Below are 25494 nucleotides of genomic sequence, written 5' to 3' on the forward strand. Positions count from 1 at the left end.
AACCAATTCTCATCCACAATGGGACATCTCCATCATTCGTACAAATTAAATCCATGAGAAATTGCTTGAAATATGGTCTACATTAGTTACTTCTATTGACATTTTCTCCTCTTTTTGATCTTCACTTAATTATCTAGAATTAGAGCTGATTGATCAAGTAAAGATTAAGGCGCTGAATCACTTGCTATACTTAGGTTTGAGGAGTTATTATCAAGTATTACCCTAATTGCTAAAAACTAGGTAATATCAGACTTTTAGCTAAGTTTACAAATCAGCTCTTACAGTTTGAGGTTTTTTTTTCTTAAGTCTAAATACTTACTCAAGTTTGACCATCTTTGCATACTACATTTTGTCGTACGGAATGTGGGTTAAAAATTAATATTATTGAGCCAGAAGAGACCCTAAAAAAGCTGCTTGTAGACCAAAAAACAGGTAAACATAGAGAAAGGGTAAAAATTTTATACCTACTTGCTACCCCAGATCGCAGAAAAAGTAGGACATTTGGCATCTTTGACAGCTTGCCACCGGGTAATACCAATTTGAAAAAAGAATGTTACAAATGATTGGAAGCGATCGCTTGCTAAATATTGGCCATTGATAAAGCATCGACATGACCAGGAGGATAATTCATCAAGAATTTGTGGATGGTAGTCGGTTAATTCTAACTATAGATAGAACACAATGGAAAGAAAATAATATATTTTGAATAGGGGTGATCTACAAAAAACCAGCCTGACCTATTTATGGACAAATTTTAGAGAAAAAGAGCAGCAGTAATTGAGGAGAACAAAAGGCTGAGGAGAACAAAAGGCAATTATTAACCCTGTTTGACATTTATTAAAAAAATATGAATTAGTAGTTATTGGAGACCGTGAATTCCACGGCGTTGAATGATCACACTGGCTCAAAAATCAAAAATCACCTGAAATAATTTACTTTGTTTTTGGACAAAAACAGAATACTTATGATCGAAAACCTGGGAAAAACTATGAAAAACTTAGTTCTTTGCAGATATATCCCGGAACAAAAATTTTTTTGAGCCAGATCAATATTATTCAAAATCAAGGTGTTGGAAGATTTAACCTAGGAGCATATTGGAAAGGGAAATATAATCAGAAAGTAGAAAAAGCGAGTGTGTAATTCCCTGGTATCCTCGGAATGAAAGACGCACTCAAGACAAGAACCTTGGTACTTATAAACGAGGTGTTGCACAATAGAGAATGATATTCTAGAATTTGATTGAGAGATGGATTGTCCTGATTGTCAAAGCCATAAAGTAGTGAAAAATGGTCATCGTCAGGGAAAACAGAGTTATCTGTGCCGTGACTGTGGCCGTCAATTTCGATCAAACCCCTGTCCTACCGGCTATAGTTCTGATCTTAAAGAGCTTTGTATAAAAATGTTCCTTAACGGCATGGGATTGGGAGCCATTGAGAGAGTGACTGGTATTTCCCACAATACTGTGCTTAACTGGGTACGGCTTGCACCAAGCACATATTCGCTTTGGAGAACTATGAAATTCCTGAAACTGCTCACGCTTGATGAACTGCCAACTTTTGTGGGCTCAAAAAAAACAAAATTTGGGTCTGGACAGTCGTAAATAGCCAAATGCCAGGAATTCTCAAGTTTGTGATAGGCGATCGCTGCGCCGTTACCTTCACAATATTATGGCAGATGATTCAAGGTTGGGCTTGTTTTCTTGATATTACTGACGGGTACAAGGTAAATCCAAGCTTAATCGAGGATTGTGATCACCTGGTCAGCACCCGCAGCAATGACGAGAGTAGAAGGAGAAAATTGGCGTTTAAGACACTACGGACGCTAGGTTACATCGCAAAACTTTATGCTACTCCAAGTCCATTGATCTGTTGTGCAAATCAGTTCGCTTGCTGATCTATGATTTGAAACATCAGCAAATCCCTCAATTACCTTAATCATTCGTCACTGTGCAACACCATAAACGAACCTGAAAAATTTGTATGAAGTTTTGAAAATTTATCGGTGGAGAATGGGCATCGAAGCCATGTTTAAAGACTTTGACATCCTCTCTGGCCTAAAGGCACAGGGATTCCTATCGAACCTTAATTCCTCGGGAGGTTGACGCTTTGGTGGCGCATAGCTCCGCCAACACAGGGTGCTGCTTCCTAGGCGGTAGTCTGACGCTTCCCTCAACGTCCGTTTAGAGTTTCCGAGTGCCCCCCGACAACTATAACACTCTACCGTATATTCAATACTCTAGCATATATTCAATTCACTTACAAATAAAAAGTCGCCCTATAAGAGCAAGGCACCTACCCCAATTTTTCGGTAAAACAGGTGGATATAATCTAGAGGGAAGTCTAGGTAATGTACAAGGTTTGACTAATTTAATTTCACTGCTTGCTATTGCTAATACTGGTTGATTTTATCAAGGTAAATTTCTCAAAAAATTCGGTGTTCAAAATTACATTTATAGATGAACAGAAGCTCAAAGAAAAGATAGAAGACATAGCAATTTTTGGGTAGGTATATATGGTGAACTGTGGGAGATTGCTGGGGATTATTTAGTTGATATTGTTCAACAGATAATTAACCTGAATCCTTAAAAAAGTCTGATGAGCACAGGGAATTAAAAGCTCTGTCAATGTTAGATAATATTTAACCATCGTGATATTGTTATGCGAGTTTGAAAAAAGAATGCTACAAGAAGGTGCGTCTCGATCAGAGAGGGTTGAAAAGCAATGCAGTTCAGTTAAGGATTTTTTTTGCAGTTCTGTAAGCTCAAGAGCTACTCTAATGGTTCCATACCTTATGAGTTTTAGTATTATCTGAACTTTATTGGCTTAAAAAGAGCTACTCCAATTAATTTTAGACAGCTATCTCTATCATTTTTCTATTTTTCTTCAATATTTCTTCCTTCTTCCCTCTGACCTACAGACGTTGCATGCAACGTCCCTACCATTTGCAACAAATATTTATCACCCTTGGTATAACTCCTAACTCCTCAGCGAATAGCTAGTCTGAGCCAGAATATCGTAGAACCAATTTTCCATACGATTTCCATAAACTTGAATAGAATATTCAGCTTCCGCTTGTTGCCGACAAGCTAAACGATCAAGTTTGTCAAGATTGTTAATTGCTTTTACCAATTCCACTAGATTACCAGGCTCAACTAGCCAACCTGTTTGACCGTGACGCACAATTTCAGCAGGGCCTCCCTTATTATAGGTAATTATAGGCACACCACAAGCTAATGATTGAATGGCAGTCATGCCAAATGCTTCACTCCATCGATGGGTCATCAAAGGTAATTATAGGCACACCACAAGCTAATGATTGAATGGCAGTCATGCCAAATGCTTCACTCCATCGATGGGTCATCAAGTACCCTCGACTGCGTCGCAGCACTAACTGCATTTCCTTAATTGGTAGAAACCCTAAATATTCTATTGGCGCATCAGGATAATTTTGCTGGATACTCTCCCAGTAAGACTTATCCTGAAGCAAACCCATTATTTTCAAAGGAATACCAGTATTTTTTGCAGCTTCCACAGCATCTTCCAATCCTTTTTCAGGAGAAATGCGCGCCACCCAAACCAAGTAATTATTTGGTCGATCACAATATTGATAGTTTTTTATGTCAATACCATTTCCCACAACTCGACATCTACTAGGAAATGAGAAAGTTTCTGCCTGAGCTTTTGTGTGAACAGCAATAGTACCAGGAAAACTAATACTGGTTTTTTCTATAATCTCATCCATTGCCTTTGACAGAGAACCCATACTTACCAGATGGGCAATAGGGACATTCAAAAATAGAGATAAATAAAAGGGAAGCCAGTCATAAGCAAAGTTAACAATCAAATCGTAATTATTTTGCTCTTTTCCTATAAATTCCCACATTCTGGTAAGCACAGATTTAGGGATTATAGAAATGGGGGTGTCACGATTTAATTGCTGAATACTAACTTGCAGTTCTCCGGTAATTTCAATAATGGGACAATCTACTTTAGTTATAGAACCCTGTGGCGCAACTATATCTACCTTGTGTCCTCTGAGAATCATTTCTTGGGCAATATTTTGTAATGTGAATTCGACTCCACCTCCAGTACCTGAACCAATAGCTCCCACAGGTGTAGAAGCAAATAATAATCGTAAGAGGTTAGCTTGAGCAGTTGCCATTTTTTTTGCCTAAATTATCAAAGGGAACATAAAACCTACATTCCGCACAACAAAATGTAGTATAGAATCAGGAGTCAGGAGACAGGAGACAGGAGACAGAATTTTAGAAGAAAATCATAGCTGCCGTGATTGCGTCATTAATCAAGCAAGTATTTATGCGTAAATTTTTTACTCAGAATTTGATCGACGAAAAAAGTAATTGAGATGATTTGCATAGTATAAATACTTACAAAGCTACGGATTTACATACTACTTTTAATGCTACAAAATGACGTGCGGAATGTGGGATAAAACAGACAAGAAAATCATTGAGCAACATTGGGGTCTGAGTCAAATTAGAAAAACCCAGGTTGTATCAAGCTCTCAATATATTAAATTATCCCGATTCCTTTAGATATTAAGGAATATTTTATAGATAGATACTTCTTTAAATACTTCACAATTTTTGATAACATCTGGTTGTGATTAAATGGGGGTGAAATACTTCTAGAAAATTTGATTGTAGCGTTTGAAAAAAATATTTCACAATAGCTGTATCATCTAAATGAAAAGGATATTCGTTGCCAAAACCCTTAGAAAAATACCAATTAATTAGTAATTTTCCATCAGAACTCAGAAGTTTATGAAACTCAATTAACTGTGATATTGGGTCTGGTAAATGTTCCATGACATCAAAACACATAATTGTGTCAAATGAGTTATAAATTTCCAATTTTGATGTGACTTGAATTTTGTCAGATAACCCTAATTTTTCGGAGCGCTCCAGAACAAAATTGCAGTTAATCGGATTTACATCTAAGTACTGAACTTCGGTAACATTTGGACACAAAGCAGCCGCAAAGGAATGTGTTCCAATCCCCCCACCAAAATCCAAAACCCGACCTTTAGCAAAATCAGCAATTAAATGTAGCATATTACCGATATAATCACAGCTTTTTAAATGCCACGCTGCTAATTCTAAGATATAGGTTGCTCCGACTTGGTCTCGATAAAATTCGATTGCCATTTCCCAATCAAAGTTTTGTCCCAACTTAGTCATAGCTTGATTACTTTCCTGAATTCGAGTCTCAAGGGTATGTCGATCTATCTGCAAAAACTCCTGGATGTGGTTTTTCAGATCGAAAGAATTGTCCCAATAAGCTTTGAGAAACTCAGGTTTAGCTGCAGTTAACATAGAAAATGACTCCTGAATTTTGTACACTTGATGTTGCCGTTCTTAGAAACCTACGATAATCTATAATTATCTGTTCTATTCTTGCTTCTACCTGGCAACGTCGGCGTTATCCAGTCCACAAGCTGACACGGACGTTTGCTGCGCAACGCTAGCGCGAAACGCGGAACGCGGAGCGTAGCTCTCACTGCCCCCCATAGCTAAATTTAACGCTGCATTTCCTACGGAATGCTTCCCTACGGGATGCTACGCAAACGCAAACAAGTCTTGATCGCAGCTAAAATTGCAGTGTTCGCAATTGAACAAACAGTCTGATAAAAACAAAGACTCGCAATTCAGTTCCACAGTTAGAGCAGGTTTTAGAACTAGGAAACCATCTATCAACAATGGTTAATTTAGAGCCGTACAGTTGACATTTGTACTCTAGCTGTCTACGAAACTCATAAAAACCCATAGACTAGGGCAGACTTAGCTAGCTTATAGTTGGCCATCATTCCTGATACATTCAGATCTTCACCCACCACTCTTGCTCCCCTCCCAGCAGGGGATGGGGGTGGGTTGTAGTTAAGAGCCAAATAAGTAGGCACGTTTATGCAATGTATCTTTACGAATATTAGCTATTTTACTGTGTAGTCTAGCTATTTTTAGCTGTGCTTTTTTCCAGTTATTGGAAAACTTGGTTTTATACCTGTTAAGGTATTGCAGTCGTGATAGTAATAATTCTAACTTTTTTTTTCGATTTAGCACCATCAAACATTTCGCAATAGTGATAATGTTGCTAAGGTTTTTACTCCTAAATCTACACTAACTACATCTACTGAATTCTCACTAATTTGAGGTTCTGTTTTAATCTTGAAACTAATGAACCAGCGGTTAGCTTTTCTACTAATAGTTACAGACGACAGATTGACATTATCTGGCAAGATCTCAAAAGTTTTAACCCATCCAATTCTAGGCGTTGCACAGTGACGAATGATTTTATATTTTTGATGAACAAGATTTTGGATTTGATAATTGCTAGAATGATTAATTAATGGTTTTTTTTTAGTCAAAGTCTAAACTAATTTTTGGCAATATCATTCTATAATGTGCAACCCCCAATTCTAGGTAATTTTATCTGACCCACCTCTCTTGCTCCCCTCCCAGGAGGGGATGGGGGTGGGTATTGAACCATCTAAAGTGTTTGCGTAGCATTCCGTAGGAAAACTATCATCTTTGCCTTTTTTCTTGAATTTAGGCTAACCAGAGACTTTCTTAAAGTAACGCTTCCAAGCTGATGACAAATATTTCAAAGCATATTGAGGTGCTGTTTTAGACACTTCGTAGTACCAATAGTTTTGAGGTTTAACCATTGCTACCAAAAGCAAAGGCCAAGTCAATAGCAGTAGGAAATTTAATTTTGCTATCAGGATTAATAGAATTGTGATTAAGGATGTTTCTAGTCAGCCATAATCCACAATTACAGGCATGACGACCCACACCAGCGTGTTGGGCAAGTAATGTTTTTTGTTGATTTGTGGGTTGCTACTCAGTTTTGAATCCTAGTAGCATAAAACAGATAATCGGAGACTATTATAGATAATACCAGATTATAGGTAACAGTTACAAGTCCTTATCAACTCAATGACTAATCAGATAGTGATTAAGTTGAGTAGCTGCCATCTTTTTATCTCTCTTTTTGCCCCATATTTGCATGGATTATTGCACCATTAATAACTGGGTTAGTCGCTGCAAAATAAATGGTTTGTGCAATCTCTGAAGCTTCGATTAAACGATTTTGAGCATTCATAGTTTTTATCTGCTCAATAATTGTCTCATCATGATTAAGATGATTTCGTAACATTGGGGTATCGGTAAAACCAGGACAAACACAAGCTGTATGAATACCTCGATCTATTAAATCCTGACAAGTGGCTCGCATTAACCCCACTGCTGCGTGTTTAGAAGTGACATAACTAAAGGCACCAGGCACCGCCTTTTCTGAGAGAGTGGAACCCACATAAATAATAGCAGACCCCTTTGACATTTTTGGCATGACTATCTGATTCAATATAGTTGGAGCAACCATATTAATTTCCAAGATATCTCGTAAATTATTGGCTTGAATATTTTCTACATTATCCTTATCTAAGCGGGCAGCATTGTGAACTAAAATCACCCTTTCAGAATATTCTAATTTAGGTAGTAACTCTTGTTTCAAATTTTCCTCAAAACCTTTTGCAGCTAAATCTATCTGAATATTAACTACATCTGGCAACGGACATAAATTTCTAGAAAGGTTAATAACCTGAAATTCCTGTTCCAGAAATAGTTTAGCTGTTGCCAATCCTATGCCACGACTTCCACCAGTTATAACCAAATATTTTTTGCTCATTTTTTACTCCAAAAACTGCTACCTGACTGACCAGGACCAGAGAATATTTTAACTTCTATTGTTTGAATCAAATGCTCTTGATTTTCTTGTACATTAACAAGTAATTGTTGCAAAAACCAATGAGAAAGCTCCTCTACAGTAATATTTCGCACCGGAAGCAACTTTACATCTCGTTTAAGAAATGGTATTTTCTCTTTACCACCATTGAACAAAGCATAGATATATTCATCGAATTCTTCTATTTTGAGATAAGGATTTTTTAATGGCAGTAGAAAAACTTCATCAAGAAATTGACAAATATTAAGGATAATTTCTTTGTAAATACCATAGTCAAAGGTCATGCCATTGTTTGTCACTTCAGCCTCGAACATGACATATACAGAAAAACTATGACCGTGCAGATTTTCTCTTTCACTATCTGAAAATATAGTGAAGTGACCTGCTGAAAAGTTCATTGCTTGCTTAAATAATTCAATTTTAGTCAGTCGTTTTTTCATAGAAAATGCACAGTTATATAAATCCTAAAAGAAATAGGAATGAAGAAAATACAGGAAATTAAATAGTCATTGGGGAATCAACATAAATATTTGGTTCTTGTAGATAAAATTCAATGCCAAAATTTTTCAGCTCCTTAGAAATATTTTGATTAGCAACTTCCAAAAGTCGCTTTCTTAATTGGATAGAATTTTCACTAGAACCGAGAATAAAGAAAGTTATCCTCGCCCGACATTTATCTGTATGTTCATGGTCAAATACTGCTATTTTTGTACTTCCTGGGTCAATACCAAATACTGAATCTGTACTATTTTTAACCACTTGCTGAACTAGAGCTTTTTCTCGTTCTATCAGTTTCTTGGTAAAGTCTAAATATAATAAAACCATCACTTTTTTACCACGGGTAATATTCTCAATTCCTGCATTGGCTAATTGGTTATTAGGAACAATATATAGTGTACCCGTGGCGGCTTTCCTAATTTTTGTAGACCGCAAACCAATAGATTCTACTCTGCCATACATCTCACCTTCTCCTAATGAGCAACGAATATAATCTCCAGGAATAAAAGGACGGTCTAAATACAATACAACAGTACCAAACAATTGCTCCAAAGTTTTGGAAGCAGCAAAACTAATAGCGACACCACCAATAGATACTCCAGCTAACAAACCTGTTAATGGAAATCTTTGACTTTGAGCATAACCTATTGTGGCAATAAATCCGATTACTACATTTACTATAGTCTCAAATACTAAGAGTAACTCATCAGCTTCTAAGCCAGATTTACGAATAATTTCAATGCCATATATCCTGAGTACTTGCTGAAATAAACGGGAAGCTAACCAGGCAATACTAATCACTACAACAAGAACTATTAAAGGATTAAAGAAATTGTATAATGCTTTGTATTCTTCTAACCAAACTGAGGATAGAGAAATTAATATAAATGTTCCTGCAACTTGGAAAGGTTTTGTCAGTGGACTAATAAAGTTGTTAGTAATTTCTTTGCTTGAACTAGGCAAAAACTTATTAATAATTAATTGCACTATTCCTGGTGTATATTTTCCTATCAATACAGCTCCCAGGGCAAATACAAAAAAAATTAGATAGTGAGGAATGCTAGAACCTTGCAAAAAAACAGATAGCTGATTGACCTTGTTAATTATATTTGAAAAAAACATAATCAATTAAACTGTAATTGGTGAATCAACATAGATACTAGGTTGCTCTATATCAAAAGCAATACCATATTCCTTAAGTTTCAAAGTAATTCTTTGGCTAGCATTATCCAACATTTGACGACGCAAATCCATAGATACTTTACCAGAACCTAAAATAAAAAATGTAATCTGGGCTTGAGTTATATCTTGTAAGTTAGAATTCTGTGAATTTTTAAAGGTAATATCAGTATTACGAGGCTCTATGCCAAATACATCACTTGTACTTGCTAAGATAACTTGACGTATTAATGCTTGTTCTTCAATATCTACCTGACGATAAAAAGTTAAGTATAGAATCGACATAACTTTCTTGGCTGCGGTAAAGTTTTCAATATTTACCTGTGTCAGAGAATTATTAGGAATAATAATTAATGTACCTTTACCAGAAGAACGGATTTTAGTAGAGCGTAAACCAATTGATTCTACCCTACCAAAAGTACCATCTGGGAGACCAATATAATCATCTACTACAAAAGGTCTATCTACATAAAGTACGATACCACCAAGTAATTGACTTAAAGTATTTTGAGCAGCAAAAGCAACTGCTACACCTCCTACTCCTAGACTAGCAATAATACCAAATACATTCACTTGGTGAGTCTGAGCAAAAATGATAATAGCTAATACAAGAATGATAAAGTTAGCAATAAATTTACCTACTACAAATAAGTCACTATTAGCTTTTTGATCGCTTCTAAATGCTGCTTCTATTAAATAAACATCAAAAAACTTTTTAGCAAATTGAGAACCTAGCCAAGTAGTTGTGATAGTTAAAATTAAACTCAGAGTAATTTCTATAATATATACCTGAGAATATGGTGTAACAGCCAGAAGAGTTATCTCAGATATGGCTATGGCAATTACTACTCCAATTAGTGATTTATTTGGAGATATTATAATTTTATATGCTTCGGAAATTTCTGTAGATATAATCCTCTCTATTAATTCAGGCAGTTTGCGAATTACGATAACTACGACTATTCCTATGACTGCGATGGCAAATATTTGCAGGATTTTACTAAGATCTATTACTATTTGTTCAGGAATTTGAATAGTTTCGGTCATAAACAATCTTTATTTGAAAATAATTTTCTGAATTTGATTTAATTTTTATCTCTTAGTTGATTTTTTTATTATACTCTAAAATTTTTAAAATTTTGATTTATGCTAAATTCGGTTATGATAAGCTACTTATATAAATAATCGCCAAATTCTCTTTAATCAAAGAATTTAATTTCTTTGAACATAGTCTCAGTAAAATTTTTAAAATTTTGATTTATGCTAAATTCGGTTATGATAAGCTACTTATATAAATAATCGCCAAATCCTCTTTAATCAAAGAATTTAATTTCTTTGAACATAGTCTCAGTAAACTCGAATGTATCACCCAGTTTACTTGAACAACTAAAATTATTGTCTGTTTAAATTTAAGTTTTATCGAGGTTAAAATCAGTGGATTATTCACTGATTTTAACCCGTTTATATCTTTTTTATGTATAGCTTGAAAAGACTTGATTCAAGTAATTTAAGAGGAAAGAGGATTTAGTCTGAGAAAATAGCGATCGCCTAAATTATATTATTGATTAGACCTAGGCGTGAAAAAGATATAGATTTTTTGCAGGAGTAGGCAACAGCTCCGAAAGGCAACAGGCAACAGGTAAGATATTTTTACGCGCGAAGGCACTAAAAAGGATTTTTTAGGGTAAATTTTTCTTTCCTTAGCTGATCTAATTAAAAGATTTATTTATTTTCCACCAGATGTCTATTAATTAATTAAATTAATTAAAAAGTTGGCGATCGTGTCAGAGGTGCTGAACACTATCGTTTTTAATTTCATATTATTTTTACTCAGGAAACTCAGGAATTACCCATTTAGGAGGAGCCATTCTTTTCTTCATAACTGCTTCTTCAGCTATTTCCAACATTTTATCTAAGGGAGTATCATCAATAAACTTTGATGTTTCTTTTACATATTCCTGATTCGGGCATTTGTCACCTAAAACACATCCATTAACACAAGCTTCTGCACAATTTACAGTGTTTTCCATCCTATTTTCCTCTGGTAGTTTAGTTATTTTATAGCAGATAACTTTTTCTAGTTATCCACTTCAGCAGTCATCATTTGACTTTCAATATTATCATAAGCTCTATTAGTTTGAATTTTTTCCAAATAATATTTATCAGTCAACTCATCAAAACAAGAAAATATTTCATTAAGTAAATTAACTAACTGCGTAGGAGGAATATTTTCTGATAACTGAGTAAAACCTACTAAATCAGCAAACAAAATAGTTACTTCGGCAAAACTTTCAGCAATATTTTCCTGTTCTTCCTTTAATTTTTCTGCAATAGGTTTAAGCAAAATATTTAACAACAGAAGTGAAGAAATGGATAACAGAGAAAAATTATAACTCTACTTTGAGAAGCTGGGCTTAATATAATTAGGTTTTTACTATAAAATCAAACTCGTTCAAACGCTCAGAAATAAAACTAATACTCAGAATAATGGAATTGATAATCCTGGTAGAGGAATTAAAACTCTGTCTAATTGATGCACTGTAGGTAAGGCTTAGATATGAAACTAATGGTAGAGAAGGTAGATATATAGTCATTCCAGTTAAGATTGAGACAAGGGTTTCTTGCCTTGAAAGAGTTTCAGCTAAAAAAGTTTTCCAGTCTTATTCAGAATGACTATAATTAGTAGTTGCCTACTCCCTACTTCTCTACAGCAAAAGTGGGTAATTTACTAGATATCAATTTTCAAGAAACCTAAAATTACCCACAATTTTTGATAATTTAACTGCTGCCTAACTGACTAATCCTTTGCTAAGTAACTCATAAAGAAAAGAGTTAATAAAAGTTAGTCCTAAAGAACCAATTAACGCACTCCAAAATCCCCAACGTAGTCGAAATCCACTTACTAACCAGGCAGCTAAACCAAAGATAACAAGATTAACAACTAGAGTAACTAAACCAGGAAGAATTATATTAACTGGTAAAGCTAAAGTTCCTAAAATTGGACGTACAAATACATTTAACAGCCCAAATATCGCCGAAGAAATCAAGGCAATATTAAAATCATCAATTTCTACCCCAGTAGGCAACTTAGAAATAATAAACAAACTAACAGCAGTAATCAACCACATAACAATCAGTCTAACAATCTCTTCAGTAGCCATTTTTTTCTCCTTAAATTAACAGAAATCTAAACATTAAATCGGAAGAGCAAAACATCTCCTTCCTTAACAACATAATCTTTACCTTCACTCCTCATCAGACCCTTTTCTTTAGCAGCAGTCATTGAACCAGTAGCTACTAAATCATTATAGGCAATTGTTTCTGCTCGAATAAAACCTCTTTCAAAATCAGTATGAATTACACCAGCAGCTTGAGGAGCTAACATTCCAGCCTTAATCGTCCAAGCTTTGGTTTCTTTTTCTCCAGTAGTAAAATAAGTACGCAATCCCAACAATTCATAAGTTGCCTTAATCAGAGATTTCAACCCACCTTCTTCTACTCCTAAAGATTCTAAATAATCAGCTCTTTCTTCCTCCGGTAACTCAATTAATTCTGATTCTACCTGAGCTGAAATTATCACAACTTGAGCATTTTCCACCGCAGCAATATTGCGGACTTTTTCAACCCAATCATTCCCACTAGCCAAATCATCCTCAGACACATTAGTGGCATAAATTATGGGCTTAGAAGTTAACAGATTTAAAGGCTTAATTAACAGAAATTCTTCTTCATTTAAGTCAGCCATTCTCACCGACTTACCTTCATTTAAAATCCCCTCTAATTTTGTCAAAACTTCCAACTCTGCCTGAGCATCTTTACTGGTACGAGCTTGTTTTTTAGTCCGCTCAATTCGGCGCTCAACTTGAGCTAAATCGGACAAAGCCAATTCTAAATTAATTACCTCAATATCTCGCACTGGATCGACAGAACCAGAAACATGAATAATATCCTCACTATCAAAACAACGGACTACCTGAACAATAGCATCAACCTCTCGAATATTAGATAAAAATTGATTACCTAAGCCTTCTCCTTTACTAGCACCTTTTACTAAACCAGCAATATCAACAAACTCAATTCTAGTAGGAATAGTTTGAGCAGAATTAGAAATTTTAGTCAGCACATTTAACCGCTCATCTGGCACCGACACCACACCAACATTGGGTTCAATTGTGCAAAATGGAAAGTTAGCAGCTTCCGCTTTAGCATTAGCAACCAAAGCGTTAAATAAGGTAGATTTTCCGACGTTGGGTAGTCCGACAATTCCAGCTCTGAGCATAAATTTAAGTCAAAAATTAAAAGTAAAAAGTTAAAAATTAAAGAAATTACAGGTAGGGTTACTGTATAACTGCCTATTTAGATTAGGATAGCAGAAGGAAAGAAGAATCTTGATTTCTAACCTCAAGTTTCACTTAAAATCAAGAATCAAAAAATAAAAAAACCTAGTTTGCCTTTTTTGTTAAATGAGGAGGAGCTAGCGGGACTTTGATATTTTTTAGGCTGAAAATGGCTTCAAACTCAACGGTAGCAACGTGTTTTCGTTGCTCTGGCTAAAAATGGCTCAAATCTAGCTTGTACAATAAATAGGCTATTTTGACCTTAAAGCATTACACAGCAAGGATTTAAAACGATTTTTAAGGTATTTTTTGCTAAAGTCCCGCTAGGTAAATAAGCCATAAGTTTTGCAGTGTAGAAAAACAGTTTATCAAAATAAAAATTGAATAATCTCAAATATAGCAATGAGCGCTCAGGTATTTACAATGTCTAGCTCAAAGTGCAGTAAGGGAAAAGGTGTACAAAAAATAATGTGTAAATATGCCAGCGCACATTGCTATACTTATTGTTCAATAGTAAGAGCGATCGCAATAGGGATGCAGAATATGATCAGCAACCAAATAAACTGAAAGAATTATTTTCCTTATCTTGTTAAATAATAAATTTTCAAAAATTTATTTACATAGAAAGTCTAGATTAAGTTTTGTGGAGTTAGTGGTTTTTAGCTAGAAAATTAAGTTAAAGTATTTTTTGATTATTAATTAAAATTCTATATCAAAAAACTATTGTGCAATGGATCAAGAAAAAATTATTGGAACTAGAGAAGCAGCATATTTATTGGGTATTTCCGGTCAACGTTTGCGGATATTATTGGCTCAAGGTAGAGTGAAAAATGCTTACAAAGAAAATGGCTTCTGGAAAATTCCCATTTATGGGCCAGAAGACAATGAAATGCCTGTAATTTATCCTGGTACCAGAGGACCGAAAGGTATTTGGTGTAAGCGGAGGCGTACTAAACCGACTATGATTCATGTTAATCAGCATATCATTCAGCGCAATGCAAATCACCCACTAAAAGATATCAAACCAGTAGTTTCTGTGAAGCAGACTAATCACAATAACTATGGTTATCAGCTAGAAATCAAAGGTCCTTGTCGAATTGTTTATCGACCTCACAACCCGGCTGGATGTGGAGCTCATTTGTGGATTGATACTTATAGTCCGGTGCAATTTGTAGATACGAATTTTAATCCGGTTAGTGCTAATCGAGCATATAAATATATATAGATGTAAGTAAGTAGATAAAATTGAGATTTTTTGCCATACTTGTCGTGATAGGCTGATAGTTAAAGTCAAAAAAATTAACGACAGATGGATAGTGCTGTGAAAAATCAAGCCCTTGTAGATGCTTTGGTCAAAAATCTGCCGGAGGACGCATCTGAAGCTCAAGTTAATCAGATTTTTGCTTCTGAATTATTCAAGTTTTTAGGTTTTGAACTAAATGAGCAGGTACCTTCTTTTCCTACAGGAAGTGGTACTGATGCTGTTGATTATGCTATCCGTCATAGTACGGAAAATGATATATTTTCCCAAACAAAGACTAATCCAGATATTCTCGTAGAATTGAAAGCTCGGAATGTTAATTTAACTCCTGATTCGACACAATATCAAAAGACAGTTGTGCAAATTAAACGGTATTTGTTAGCAGAAAACTGTCAAACAGTTAAGTGGGGAATAATTACCAATGCTAATCACATTCAATTATTTAGAAAGCATGGAAAAGTTATTCATCCGGCGACAGTTTGTTTGGAAATTAATCCAGAAAATATCATCAAAATAGCTACATCAATTAAAGAAAAAATTGATAAGCCACAAAAAGTATTAACCGTAGCAGTTTATAACAATAAGGGTGGCGTAGGAAAAACAACAACTACAGTTAATACAGCAGCAACCTTATCTCTGTATAATAAGAAAGTTTTGATTGTTGATTTTGACCCTAATCAAAGAGACCTGACAAATTCTCTAGCAATAAAACCAGGTACACCTACTTTTTATGATTGTTTAGTAGATAAAAATATTAATGTCACAGATGTCATTTATCCCTACAAACTTAATAGTAAAAAATCAAAAAAATCATTTGGTTTTGATGTCATTCCAGTACATGGAAAACTTGGCGATTGGGACGATGTTGCGCAAAAAATTACCTTTGATAGATTAAGCAAATTATTAGACACACTAAAAAATAGCTATGATTATATCTTCATTGATGCTCCTCCCAACTGGCGAATATTTAGTGTTAGTGCTGTTTATGCAGCAGATGTAGTGCTAATTCCAGCAAAACATAACAACTTATTTTCCCTAGAAAATGCAGCTATAGCTATTAAAGAATATATTCCAGCAGTTCAAAAAGCAAGAATAAAAGATGCAGCAAGAAGAAAAAATGAAGATTTCGGACCAGTAGCTCTACCGATTTTTTTTAATGGTGAGAAAATGACGGACGCTCAAAAGAAAGGTGCTAAATTGCATATCAATAAACTGATTAGAGAAGCTCAAGAAAATTCAAATCATCAATTTGCCCTTAGACCATATTTTTATCCCCGCTATACAGCAGCAAACAAAAATACAGATATATTTGAACTTCCTAATTATGCTTCTATTGCAAATTCTGCTTTTTCTCATATACCTGCTGTTTACAAAGATAAAATAGCTAAGGGATATTATATAAATTTGGTTAAGGAGTATTTTCTACAATGAGTAATTTGAGTAAGTAGAACAGTTCAAAAAAACAACAAGTTAGTAACGAAAAGTAAATTTGCCAAAAACTCTCTTCCCTTCTGCCCTCTGCCTCCTGCCTTTTCATAACGATAATTTTCAACACCGACCTACTTATCAGCATTTCAGTACTCAGCGAATCAGCGCACTAAAAGCTTGGGTTTAAATGTGCGACCCCTCAACTACAAGCTAGAAGTCGGGCATTTAAACCCAAGCTTTTAGTGCGCTGATTCGCTGAATACTTATCAGCATTTCAGTACTCAGCGAATCAGCGCACTAAAAGCTTGGGTTTAAATGCCCGACTTCTAGCTTGTAGTGGAGGGGTCGCACAGTTAAACCCAAGCTTTTAGTGCGCTGATTCGCTGAGTACTGAAATGCTGATAAGTAGGTCGGTGTTGAAAATTATCGTTATGAAAAGGCAGGAGGCAGAGGGCAGAAGGGAAGAGAGTTTTTGGCAAATTTACTTTTCGTTACTAACTTGTTGTTTTTTTGAACTGGATACCTGTCATTGTGAAAAAAAGTGGGAGAAGAGCAATATCAAGTCATTGATTAATTCTTTGATTTTCCCACATATTATATAGATTTGGTTAAGGAGTATTTCCTACAATGAGTAATTTCAGTAATGTTGGTAAGTTGATACATCTGTATATTGATGAAATTGAACCGGGGGATGGAATAGATGCCCCAGAATTTCTAATCTCAGCAACGGCAAAATTTCTCAGTGAAAGTGGGGGGCGAAACTGGATACCTGTAATTGTGAAAGAAGTTGAAGAGGATAAATATGAAGTAATTGGTAACTCCTTTATTTTTGCCGTAGCTGAAGCTGCTGGTTTAGAAAAAGTTTGGTGTGTTATTGCTGATGAAAGTGAAGAAACTGAAAAAATTAGCAAAATTTTGTCTGGGGAAAAAATACCACAAATAAATCTTTCAACCGCCACGAGAGACGAAATTAAAATAGCACTTCAATACTTAATTGAAAAACCAGACAGTCAACTTAAAGGAGTGAAACTAGCAGTAGCCACAAATCGTATTGATGAAGCACCACGTCAATATTGGAAAGATTTTAAACCTATTACAAAATTAAAGTGTGGAATTACGATGGCTAAAGTCAAAGCTTTAAAAGAAGTATTTTATCTGACTCCCCAACCAATACCCGAACCAGAGAAAGTAAATCTTTCCACTGCCACAAAAGATGAAATTCAAGCAGCACTTAAATATTTAATCGAAAAGCCAAATAGTCAACTAAAACAAGTTGAATTAGTAAAAGCGACAGAACTTATTGCTGAAGCTCCACGTCAAAATTGGAAAAGCTTAGAAGCAATTACAAAATTAAAATGTGGAATTGGAAAAGCTAAGATTAATGTTTTAAAAGAGGTATTTTATTTAAGAAAAGAGGGAGTAGGCAGTAGTCAGTAGGGGGAAAGAATTGAAGAACCTATCCAACTATTTTTAACAAGTTTATTTGTTTAAGTAAAATGTGTTTGAAAAGCTTGATTTTTCGTTTTTAACTATCAAAATTGGAGATGTCTAATCAGAGACTGAAATATTTGGATTGAAGACAAGGTTATTTCCTATTCCTTTTTTTCTCTAATTCGCTATTCAATATTGATGCAGAAATAGAAAGTTTTGTAGCTACCTCTACAGGAAAATTAATCAAAGCTCCTAAAGTATAGAAAAGTTATAGAAATTAACTTAAAAAATGTCACAAATAGTTGGTAATTGATGAATTAAAATAATAAGCTGAAATTACTGTAGAGTAAAGGTTTTAAGTAGGACTTACCGATCTAAATCTAAAAGCCTTTACAGATAAAAGTAAGTGCCTTTTTAGAACGAAAAAGAGTGCAACTTTTTAAGCTTGAGCGACCAAAAAGCTAGGATTAAAGGCTCACTACGGCAAAAAAATAAAGAGACAAATATATCCGACTACCTCCTCTAAATTCTCCATTACTCCTGACTCATACCCCTGCCATGCATACTTTTTCAGCAAACCCTAAGTACCTAAAATATCACTTCTGACTTCTGACTTTTGACTTCTGACTTTAGTGAAACGACATTACAATGCTTGACCAAACCAAAGCACCAATAATTCAAACTCTCAAAAATCTTACCCAAAAATCTCATGCTCCTTTCTACGCACCAGGACACAAACTAGGAAAAGGCATTCCACAACCACTTAATGACTTATTAGGTAAAAAAGTATTTCTAGCAGACTTACCAGAATTACCAGAATTGGATAACTTATTTGCTCCAGAAAGTGTAATTAAAGAAGCTCAAGAATTAGCAGCAGAAACTTTTGGAGCATTACAAACCAGATTTCTAGTCAACGGTTCAACTACAGGAATTATCGCTGGAATACTAGCCACTTGTGGAAATGGAGACAAAATTATTTTGCCTCGGAATATTCATCAGTCAGTAGTCTCTGGGCTAATTATATCTGGAGCAATTCCCATTTTTATCAATCCTGAATATGATTCAGATTGGGATATTACTCTCAGTGTCACTCCTAAATCTATTGCCCAAACCTTAGCAAAACATCCAGACACCAAAGCAGTGATGGTAATTTATCCTACCTATCATGGTGTCTGTGGAGATATTGCAGCGATCGCCCAAGAAGTCCACAAATATAATATTCCCTTATTAGTAGATGAAGCTCACGGTCCACATTTTGCTTTTCATCCAGAATTACCAACTCCAGCATTAGTAGGTGGAGCAGATTTAACAGTACAATCCATTCATAAAGTATTGGGGGCAATGACTCAAGCATCAATGTTGCATCTGGGCAGTAAACGCATAGACTCCTACCGACTCAACCAAGCCTTACAAATGCTACAGTCTAGTAGTCCAAATTATTTACTTTTGGCATCTCTCGATGCTGCCCGCCAACAAATGGCTTTGCTTGGTCAAGAACTAATGAGTCAGACTTTAGAATTAGCTAGGGATGCTAGAAATAGAATTAGTCAACTGCCAAATTTTTCTATATTTGACAAAGAAATAAGAAGCTTGACTAGCTCGCCAGGAAATTCAGACTTATTAACTAATGAGAGGAAAAGATTACCTTTCTTGATAAAAGGCAGAAAATTTGATGAAAGTTATATCAATTCTGGATTTTTTGCTCTTGACCAAACCAGATTAACAATAAAAGTCTCTGATATTGGTTTGAGCGGGTATGAAGCTGATGAAATTTTGCATCAGAAATTAGGTGTTACCTGTGAGTTACCAAGTTTCAAAAGTCTGACATTCATTATTTCTCTGGGAAATACAAAGGCAGATATTGAGCAGTTAATAGATGCTCTAGTAAATTTAGCAGAGCAAGATTGTAGAAATAAATTTAACAAGTTCACCGACTTTAAGACAGAAATTGACGATTATTTAATTGATTCCTCAATTCCTTTATCTCCCAGAGATGCCTTCTTTGCCCAGAAAGATTATTTACCCATAGAAAAATCTTTAGGTTGTATCAGTGCTGAACTTATTTGTCCCTATCCACCAGGTATTCCAGTATTAATGCCTGGTGAAATTATTGCGCAACAGCATTTGAAAATACTTGAACAAGTCCGGGCATTGAGTGGGATAATAACAGGGTGTAGTGACCCCACTCTTAAAAGTATTAAAGTGTGTAGATTTTAGTCTTATATCATGTCTCTTCTCTAGGGAATAGGGAATAGGGAATAGGGAACAGGGAACAGGGAGAAATTTATCAGAGAAGACTTTTTTATGATGACTAATTAGGGTTTGCTGAAAAAGTCTTATGGGTGAGGGAAGGAGACAGCTATACTGGAGACAGGAGACAGGAGAAAAGGAAATTTAGAGGAGGTAGGAGCGGGCGTTTTGTCCCAAGATTGTTCTGCCCAACTATGCGCCTAAAATGCTCACTTTTTGAGCGTGAAGAGCTGAAAACCAGGTACTTTTTAAAGGCCACAAAAAGGCCTAAACCTTGATCTGCAAATACTTTTAGATTTAATCAGCAAGCCCTAATTAATGAGACTTGATATTAGACTGTAAGACATATAGTCATTCCAGTTAAGATTGAGACAAGGGTTTCTTGCCTTGAAAGAGTTTCAGCTAAAAAAGTGTTCCAGTCTTATTCAGAATGACTATAGTAATAAAGGACACAATAAATCTACTATTACTATTACCGCTCAACTAAACTTACTCAAACTTACTCACAAGTCTGAAAGTATAGTCAAACGCAAGTGGATCAAGCACTACAGGGTTAAACGGCAAACTCTTTATTCCTTGGTCAAAGACATCAGGAATTACTTTTTTAATAATGTTCAACGACCCATTTACATCTGCATTTAATAATTTATTTTCCCTGTTTTTATACAGTCCTCTTGTTACTCTTTTTCCACTTAATTTCGGTTTTTTATCTCCATATTTAGGCAAATTATCCCCATCTAAACAGCTTAATTGAGATGTATAGGATTCTTCGGTAATTATTACTTTTATTGTAAGCATTCAGCCGTCAGCCATCAGCTATCAGCTATTGCTTTTAATTTAGAATAAAAGCAATATTTAATTCTCTTACTAAAAAAGTTGGCTCCCTTACCCTAAAAGTCTATATTAATTTAAACACTTTCCTATATGAGAGAGTCTTGTTGCTAATAGCTGACAGCTAATAGCTGAATGCTTACCTTTTATTCCTCTTAATTGGGCTTTATACGTTAACATCTCTATTAACTTACAGTGAGGGATATTAACAAATTGTTGATTGTTCTTTTTCCCTAATTTTATTTCTTGTTTCCAATTTTGATTCTACCCAATGATTAAGATTCCTATTTCATGGTTTACACACTAATCTATTACTCTTTTACTTGCTGTATGGAGATAGTTTTCTACTCGACAATTTCGTTTATGAGTTAATTTTTTTAACCGATTAGAATTAGTTTGATTGTGGTTGTTTTTTAATTGAGATTGTAAATAAGAGCGTTGTTTATTATAAAAGGCGTTAATGGCTTTTAATGGTCTGCACTTAATCAAGAGAGGTGAAGTTCCTGTTTGATTTGTCGTTACAGGTATTAAGTTATTTACTCCTAAATCTACTCCTGCTATTTGTTGATTTTCTGTTGTTGACTCCGCTTTTTCAGATACTATTTCTATTATGTAACAGCTACTTTTGGGGATAATTCTCGCTTCTATTATTTCTGTCTGTGAAGTAGGGATTTTTATTTCACTCATGGATAAGTGACAAATCCCTTTTTTTAAGGCTTTTTTAGAAATTGATTCATGAGGATAGGGCAGAAGATTTCGGCCTTTTGTCTTATGTTTATATTTGGGAATTTTCGGTTTTCCTAAAAATTTACTTGGCTGTTTTTTCCATTCTTTTAAAGCTCAAAAATAACTAGGGCTTACTGAGTCTAATCTCCTGATTATTTGCTTACTTACTTTGGTAGGTAAAGCTTGATAATCATCCGTCTTAGATACCTTGTGATACAGTTGATTAAAGCTTAGTTTCTTTTTGTTTTCAAAGAAATATTGGCGATAATAATAGTTAGCTAAATTGAACAAATTTTTCGACAAAAAAGCCTTGTGATTTATTTCTGACCACCAATAATGTGATTTTGTAATAACATGACGTTCAACTAGTTTCATATCTTAATTGTAGCTGGACAACTCTATTGAAGTAATTATAGAATTATCAACATATACTATATAACCGGATTCTATATTAAATCAACAATTCCCTATTCCCTATTCCCTAACTTCTGCAAGAAGTCTACCGAAATATCAACCGCTTTTCTAAATTACTGCTAAAAAAAATTTTCCTATGTCTTCTCCACTTTGGCCTTATGTTACTCCAGGTATCTCCGATGACTTATTTGAACGTTTACCTGGTATTCCCATGAGTAAGCGAGAAGTCCGCTTACTGTTAATATCTTATTTACGATTACAATCAGACTCTATTGTTTGGGATATTGGTGCAGGAACAGGGACTATTCCCGTCGAAACAGGTCTAATATGTCCTCAAGGCCGAATTATTGCCGTAGAAAGGGATGAAGAAGTAGCAAATTTAATTCGGAGAAATTGCGATCGCTTCGGAGTAGAGAATGTCACAGTAGTCGAAGGTAGTGCTCCTGAATGTCTAGATAGTCTAACCGAAGCGCCCAGTCGTGTCTGTATAGAGGGAGGTCGTCACATCAAGGCCATACTCCAAGAAGTTTGGAAAAGATTGTTACCCCAAGGTCGAGTCATCGCCACTGCTGCTAATCTAGAAAGTCTTTATGCTATTTCTGAAAGTTTTGCTGATTTACAGGTTCGCAATGTAGAAGTAGTTCAACCGGCACTGAATCGTTTAGAGACAAGAGGTATACATCAAACCTTTGCAGCAATTAATCCCATATTTATCCTTAGTGGTGAGAAAATAGACTGAATTTTACTCTAATCTGAAATTATACAATACATTGAAATATATAGATTTATAAATTAAGTAATAATTATCAGTGAATTAAATGTCTATAATAATTAGATATTAAATTACTGGAACATTTAACGCTGCATTATTGGAGCAAAAACTGAACCGATCATTTATTTTATCTGAATTTGTACATATTATGTCTTGGTCTCGTATTATTAGTGGATTAGTGGCGATCGCTGTTGCTTTGGGAATGATTATTTTCGGGGGATGGTGGTTTACAGTAGGTATGGGAGCGATCGTTTACCTGGGCCAACAAGAATATTTTCAACTAGCACGCACCAAAGGTATTGCACCAGCAGCCAAAACCACCCTAGCATTAAGTCAAGTTATTTTGGTAGTAGCTGCCCTAGCTCCTGATTTAGTAGATGCTATATTTACATTAGCAGGAACTCTAATTTGTTTTTATCTACTATTTCAGCCAAAATTAGCTACGATCGCTGATATCGCATCATCAATTTTAGGTCTATTTTATGGTGGATATCTGCCGAGTTATTGGATTAGACTCAGAGTTGGACTAGAAGCTCAGTTACAGACACCTCAAATAATTCCACTAGGAAATTACTGGGATATTTCATGGATAGACCCTTTGAGTTGGTCTCAGAGCCTAACATTTACTCTACTTGGTTTTTGCTGTATATGGGCTGCTGATATTGGTGCTTATTTTGTGGGAAAATTCTTTGGCCGAATTAGACTTTCAGAAATAAGCCCCAAAAAAACTGTAGAGGGTGCAGTGTTTGGTGTTGTGGGTAGTATAGTAGTCGCGACATTAGGTTCTTGGTACTTAGGTTGGCCTGGTTTGCCTTGGACAGGTGCTGTTTTGGGTTTAGTAGTAGGAATTGCCAGTCTACTTGGAGATTTGACTGAATCGATGATGAAACGAGATGCAGGTGTGAAAGATTCTGGACAACTAATTCCTGGACACGGAGGGATTCTTGACCGCACGGATAGTTATGTTTTTACTGCACCCCTCATATATTATTTTTTTACTCTACTTTTACCACTTCTCAATACTTAGGGTTTAGTATGGTTGGAGTTATGGGTTCACTGTTAAACGACCTTCGCAACTAAGTTGACCAGAATTTAATGTTAATTCTTTTAGTTCAACATCAGAGCCTAAGTCAATTTTGATATTATTTGAAAAGTCATAACTAGCCTTGTGCAAAATCTGAATCTCTAGATTGTCTAACAATAGTTCAGAGCTACTAGCAAGCTTCAAATCAGTATGCAAAGTTAAGGAAATCTTTTCATCTGATGTAGACAAAAAATTAGCAAATAAATTTATCCTGTCTGTAAAAAATTCAGCTTTCTGGTCATACAAACTAATTGGTTGTTCTAGCTGTTCTAAAAAATCTGGCGGTAATAATGGAGTTAAAAATTCAACGACCGCTTGAGCTAACAGAGGAGATTGTAGACTAGTATTAAAGTCAGATTGTAGTAATTTAAGCTTACCAAATAAAGGAAAAGATTCTAATATTTGTAATGGTTTACCCTTGATAACTTGACCAATATTAATCTTAATTCCAGTTGCAGATAAATCTATCTGTGTTAAATTTAATCCTCGAAAAACCACATTAGAAGCAGCAACAGAAACCTGCGGAATTTTACCTGTAAGAATTTGGCGATCACCACCTTCAATCAGAACTTTTAATTGTTCTACCTGTTCTAGTTGAGATTTTAACCAAAATTTCAATGCAGGGGATAAAAATCTACTAACAATTCTACTTTTTCTTGTAGTTGATATTTCATCTTGACTTCTAATAGCAACATCAGAATCAGAAATTTGATTCACTTCTGGTAAATTTTTATTCATCAAAGACACCATTAGGTTAGTATAGTCAGTTTTGTAATTATTTCCAGAGACGGAGAATATTATATAGAAGCCATTTGGTATCTTTTTCAAGCTAAATTAGCTTCTGAAATAGCTAGTATATCTAGCAATTTCGGGCTAGGCAATGGCCAAGTAGGAAAATTCTAAATTTTCTAGGACTTTTTTCGGGTATTTATAGCAGTTTTCATTAACATAGAATACAACTATTTCTGCAACTTATTAAACTTTAGGTATATCTATAATTTTTACTGTAGTCAACATGAGTGAAAACTACCAGGTGGTAGATATTGGGTGTGTCGATGGCACATAATTAGGGTTTACGGAAAAAGTCTTTTAGTAGGGGTAGGAGACAACCCACCCCTAACCCCTCCCAGGAGGGGAGAAATGGGAATGAGCGAGGAGGTAGGAGTAACAATTGTCCCTTGAATTGTTCTGCCCAACTATGAGCCTAAAATACGCTCCATGCATGAGCGTGAAGAGCTGAAACAGGCGCACTGCAATTCGACCCCAAAAAGGCACTTGTCTTTATATGTCAATGCTTTTAGATTTAATCAGCAAGCCCTAATTATGAAATTTATTAACAAGTTTTTCTTTAATGTACAGGCAACGCCTGATTAAAATATTGTTCTATGCAACTTTATATTAATTTGGTGTAAGCAAGACCAATTCTCATAAGCATAAAATGCTCACGACTCCCCGACTCCCCGACTCCCTTACTCCCCGACTCCTCTGCCTAGAATGACTTAACTTAGTTTTTCTGCCTC

At 35.1% G+C, this 25494-nt stretch carries 25 protein-coding genes and 1 pseudogene; 8 read left to right on the forward strand and 18 right to left on the reverse strand.

Annotated features, from left to right (window positions below):
• Window positions 1-1246: 1246 nt before the first annotated feature.
• Window positions 1247-1934, forward strand: a pseudogene (locus D5R40_RS04150) (IS1 family transposase).
• Window positions 1935-2975: 1041 nt separating this feature from the next.
• Here the strand turns inward: D5R40_RS04150 and D5R40_RS41855 are convergent.
• The 14 genes from D5R40_RS41855 to ychF form a co-directional block, all read right to left on the reverse strand.
• Complete coding sequence (locus D5R40_RS41855) at window positions 2976-3281, reverse strand: glycosyltransferase (protein ID WP_339379417.1); 306 nt, start codon at window positions 3279-3281, stop codon at window positions 2976-2978.
• Complete coding sequence (locus D5R40_RS04155) at window positions 3262-4161, reverse strand: glycosyltransferase (RefSeq protein WP_339379415.1); 900 nt, start codon at window positions 4159-4161, stop codon at window positions 3262-3264. The genes D5R40_RS41855 and D5R40_RS04155 overlap by 20 nt, the downstream gene beginning before the upstream one ends.
• A 436-nt stretch (window positions 4162-4597) precedes the next feature.
• On the reverse strand, window positions 4598-5335 hold the full coding sequence (locus tag D5R40_RS04160) for a class I SAM-dependent methyltransferase (RefSeq protein ID WP_124146274.1): 738 nt from the start codon (window positions 5333-5335) through the stop codon (window positions 4598-4600).
• A gap of 274 nt (window positions 5336-5609) precedes the next feature.
• Window positions 5610-5786 carry a zinc ribbon domain-containing protein gene (locus D5R40_RS37345; protein WP_205127462.1) on the reverse strand — a complete coding sequence of 59 codons (177 nt, stop codon included), beginning with the start codon at window positions 5784-5786 and terminating at the stop codon, window positions 5610-5612.
• A 295-nt stretch (window positions 5787-6081) separates the two neighbouring features.
• Window positions 6082-6384, reverse strand: a complete 303-nt coding sequence (locus tag D5R40_RS04175) for a hypothetical protein (protein WP_124146272.1) — start codon at window positions 6382-6384, stop codon at window positions 6082-6084.
• 292 nt (window positions 6385-6676) lie between these two features.
• Window positions 6677-6811 carry a hypothetical protein gene (locus D5R40_RS40760; protein ID WP_282433603.1) on the reverse strand — a complete coding sequence of 45 codons (135 nt, stop codon included), beginning with the start codon at window positions 6809-6811 and terminating at the stop codon, window positions 6677-6679.
• A gap of 187 nt (window positions 6812-6998) precedes the next feature.
• Complete coding sequence (locus D5R40_RS04185; protein WP_124146271.1) at window positions 6999-7706, reverse strand: SDR family oxidoreductase; 708 nt, start codon at window positions 7704-7706, stop codon at window positions 6999-7001.
• Entirely contained in the window at window positions 7703-8203 is a 501-nt protein-coding gene (locus D5R40_RS04190; RefSeq protein WP_124146270.1) for a 6-pyruvoyl trahydropterin synthase family protein, read from the reverse strand. The genes D5R40_RS04185 and D5R40_RS04190 overlap by 4 nt, the downstream gene beginning before the upstream one ends.
• Window positions 8204-8261: 58 nt before the next feature.
• Window positions 8262-9383, reverse strand: coding sequence for a mechanosensitive ion channel family protein (locus D5R40_RS04195; protein WP_124146269.1), 1122 nt, complete (start codon window positions 9381-9383; stop codon window positions 8262-8264).
• A 6-nt stretch (window positions 9384-9389) separates the two neighbouring features.
• On the reverse strand, window positions 9390-10487 hold the full coding sequence (locus D5R40_RS04200; protein WP_124146268.1) for a mechanosensitive ion channel family protein: 1098 nt from the start codon (window positions 10485-10487) through the stop codon (window positions 9390-9392).
• A 779-nt stretch (window positions 10488-11266) separates the two neighbouring features.
• A complete protein-coding gene (locus tag D5R40_RS04205) occupies window positions 11267-11470 on the reverse strand; it encodes a hypothetical protein (RefSeq protein ID WP_124146267.1) in 204 nt (67 codons plus the stop codon).
• Between the two features lie 47 nt (window positions 11471-11517).
• A complete protein-coding gene (locus tag D5R40_RS04210) occupies window positions 11518-11784 on the reverse strand; it encodes an adenylate/guanylate cyclase domain-containing protein (RefSeq protein ID WP_240039085.1) in 267 nt (88 codons plus the stop codon).
• Between the two features lie 445 nt (window positions 11785-12229).
• The gene (locus D5R40_RS04215) at window positions 12230-12601 is read right to left on the reverse strand and encodes a phage holin family protein (RefSeq protein ID WP_124146265.1); all 372 of its coding nucleotides are present in this window, start codon (window positions 12599-12601) and stop codon (window positions 12230-12232) included.
• A 26-nt stretch (window positions 12602-12627) separates the two neighbouring features.
• Window positions 12628-13719: a redox-regulated ATPase YchF gene (ychF, locus tag D5R40_RS04220; RefSeq protein ID WP_124146264.1), complete on the reverse strand. Its 1092-nt coding sequence runs from the start codon at window positions 13717-13719 to the stop codon at window positions 12628-12630.
• 788 nt (window positions 13720-14507) lie between these two features.
• Here ychF and D5R40_RS04225 point away from each other — a divergent pair.
• From D5R40_RS04225 to D5R40_RS04240, 4 genes are all read left to right on the forward strand, one after another.
• Window positions 14508-15002 (forward strand): hypothetical protein, encoded by a 495-nt coding sequence (locus D5R40_RS04225; protein ID WP_192901165.1) that lies wholly within the window; start codon window positions 14508-14510, stop codon window positions 15000-15002.
• 84 nt (window positions 15003-15086) lie between these two features.
• Entirely contained in the window at window positions 15087-16469 is a 1383-nt protein-coding gene (locus D5R40_RS04230) for an AAA family ATPase (RefSeq protein ID WP_124146263.1), read from the forward strand.
• Window positions 16470-17093: 624 nt separating this feature from the next.
• Entirely contained in the window at window positions 17094-17903 is an 810-nt protein-coding gene (locus tag D5R40_RS04235) for a ParB N-terminal domain-containing protein (protein WP_205127601.1), read from the forward strand.
• A gap of 642 nt (window positions 17904-18545) precedes the next feature.
• A complete protein-coding gene (locus tag D5R40_RS04240) occupies window positions 18546-20114 on the forward strand; it encodes an aminotransferase class I/II-fold pyridoxal phosphate-dependent enzyme (protein ID WP_124146262.1) in 1569 nt (522 codons plus the stop codon).
• A 522-nt stretch (window positions 20115-20636) separates the two neighbouring features.
• Here D5R40_RS04240 and D5R40_RS04245 read toward each other — a convergent pair.
• From D5R40_RS04245 to D5R40_RS37355, 3 genes are all read right to left on the reverse strand, one after another.
• Window positions 20637-20945: a hypothetical protein gene (locus D5R40_RS04245; RefSeq protein ID WP_205127460.1), complete on the reverse strand. Its 309-nt coding sequence runs from the start codon at window positions 20943-20945 to the stop codon at window positions 20637-20639.
• Window positions 20946-21281: 336 nt separating this feature from the next.
• On the reverse strand, window positions 21282-21665 hold the full coding sequence (locus tag D5R40_RS37350; RefSeq protein ID WP_205127459.1) for a transposase: 384 nt from the start codon (window positions 21663-21665) through the stop codon (window positions 21282-21284).
• 153 nt (window positions 21666-21818) lie between these two features.
• A complete protein-coding gene (locus D5R40_RS37355) occupies window positions 21819-22079 on the reverse strand; it encodes a hypothetical protein (protein WP_205127458.1) in 261 nt (86 codons plus the stop codon).
• A gap of 175 nt (window positions 22080-22254) precedes the next feature.
• Here D5R40_RS37355 and cbiT point away from each other — a divergent pair, with 175 nt between their 5' ends.
• Together cbiT and D5R40_RS04260 are read left to right on the forward strand one after the other, a co-directional pair.
• Window positions 22255-22857, forward strand: a complete 603-nt coding sequence (gene cbiT, locus D5R40_RS04255) for a precorrin-6Y C5,15-methyltransferase subunit CbiT (RefSeq protein ID WP_124146261.1) — start codon at window positions 22255-22257, stop codon at window positions 22855-22857.
• Window positions 22858-23038: 181 nt separating this feature from the next.
• Window positions 23039-23917: a phosphatidate cytidylyltransferase gene (locus tag D5R40_RS04260; RefSeq protein ID WP_124146260.1), complete on the forward strand. Its 879-nt coding sequence runs from the start codon at window positions 23039-23041 to the stop codon at window positions 23915-23917.
• A gap of 18 nt (window positions 23918-23935) precedes the next feature.
• Here the strand turns inward: D5R40_RS04260 and D5R40_RS04265 are convergent, their stop codons facing one another.
• A complete protein-coding gene (locus tag D5R40_RS04265) occupies window positions 23936-24712 on the reverse strand; it encodes an LmeA family phospholipid-binding protein (RefSeq protein WP_161564639.1) in 777 nt (258 codons plus the stop codon).
• Between the two features lie 309 nt (window positions 24713-25021).
• On the opposite strand from D5R40_RS04265, the gene D5R40_RS40765 reads away from it, so the two are divergent.
• Entirely contained in the window at window positions 25022-25156 is a 135-nt protein-coding gene (locus D5R40_RS40765) for a hypothetical protein (protein WP_282433604.1), read from the forward strand.
• The last annotated feature ends 338 nt before the right edge of the window (window positions 25157-25494 follow it).

Source organism: Okeania hirsuta (assembly GCF_003838195.1).
Classification (GTDB): Bacteria; Cyanobacteriota; Cyanobacteriia; order Cyanobacteriales; family Microcoleaceae; genus Okeania; species Okeania hirsuta.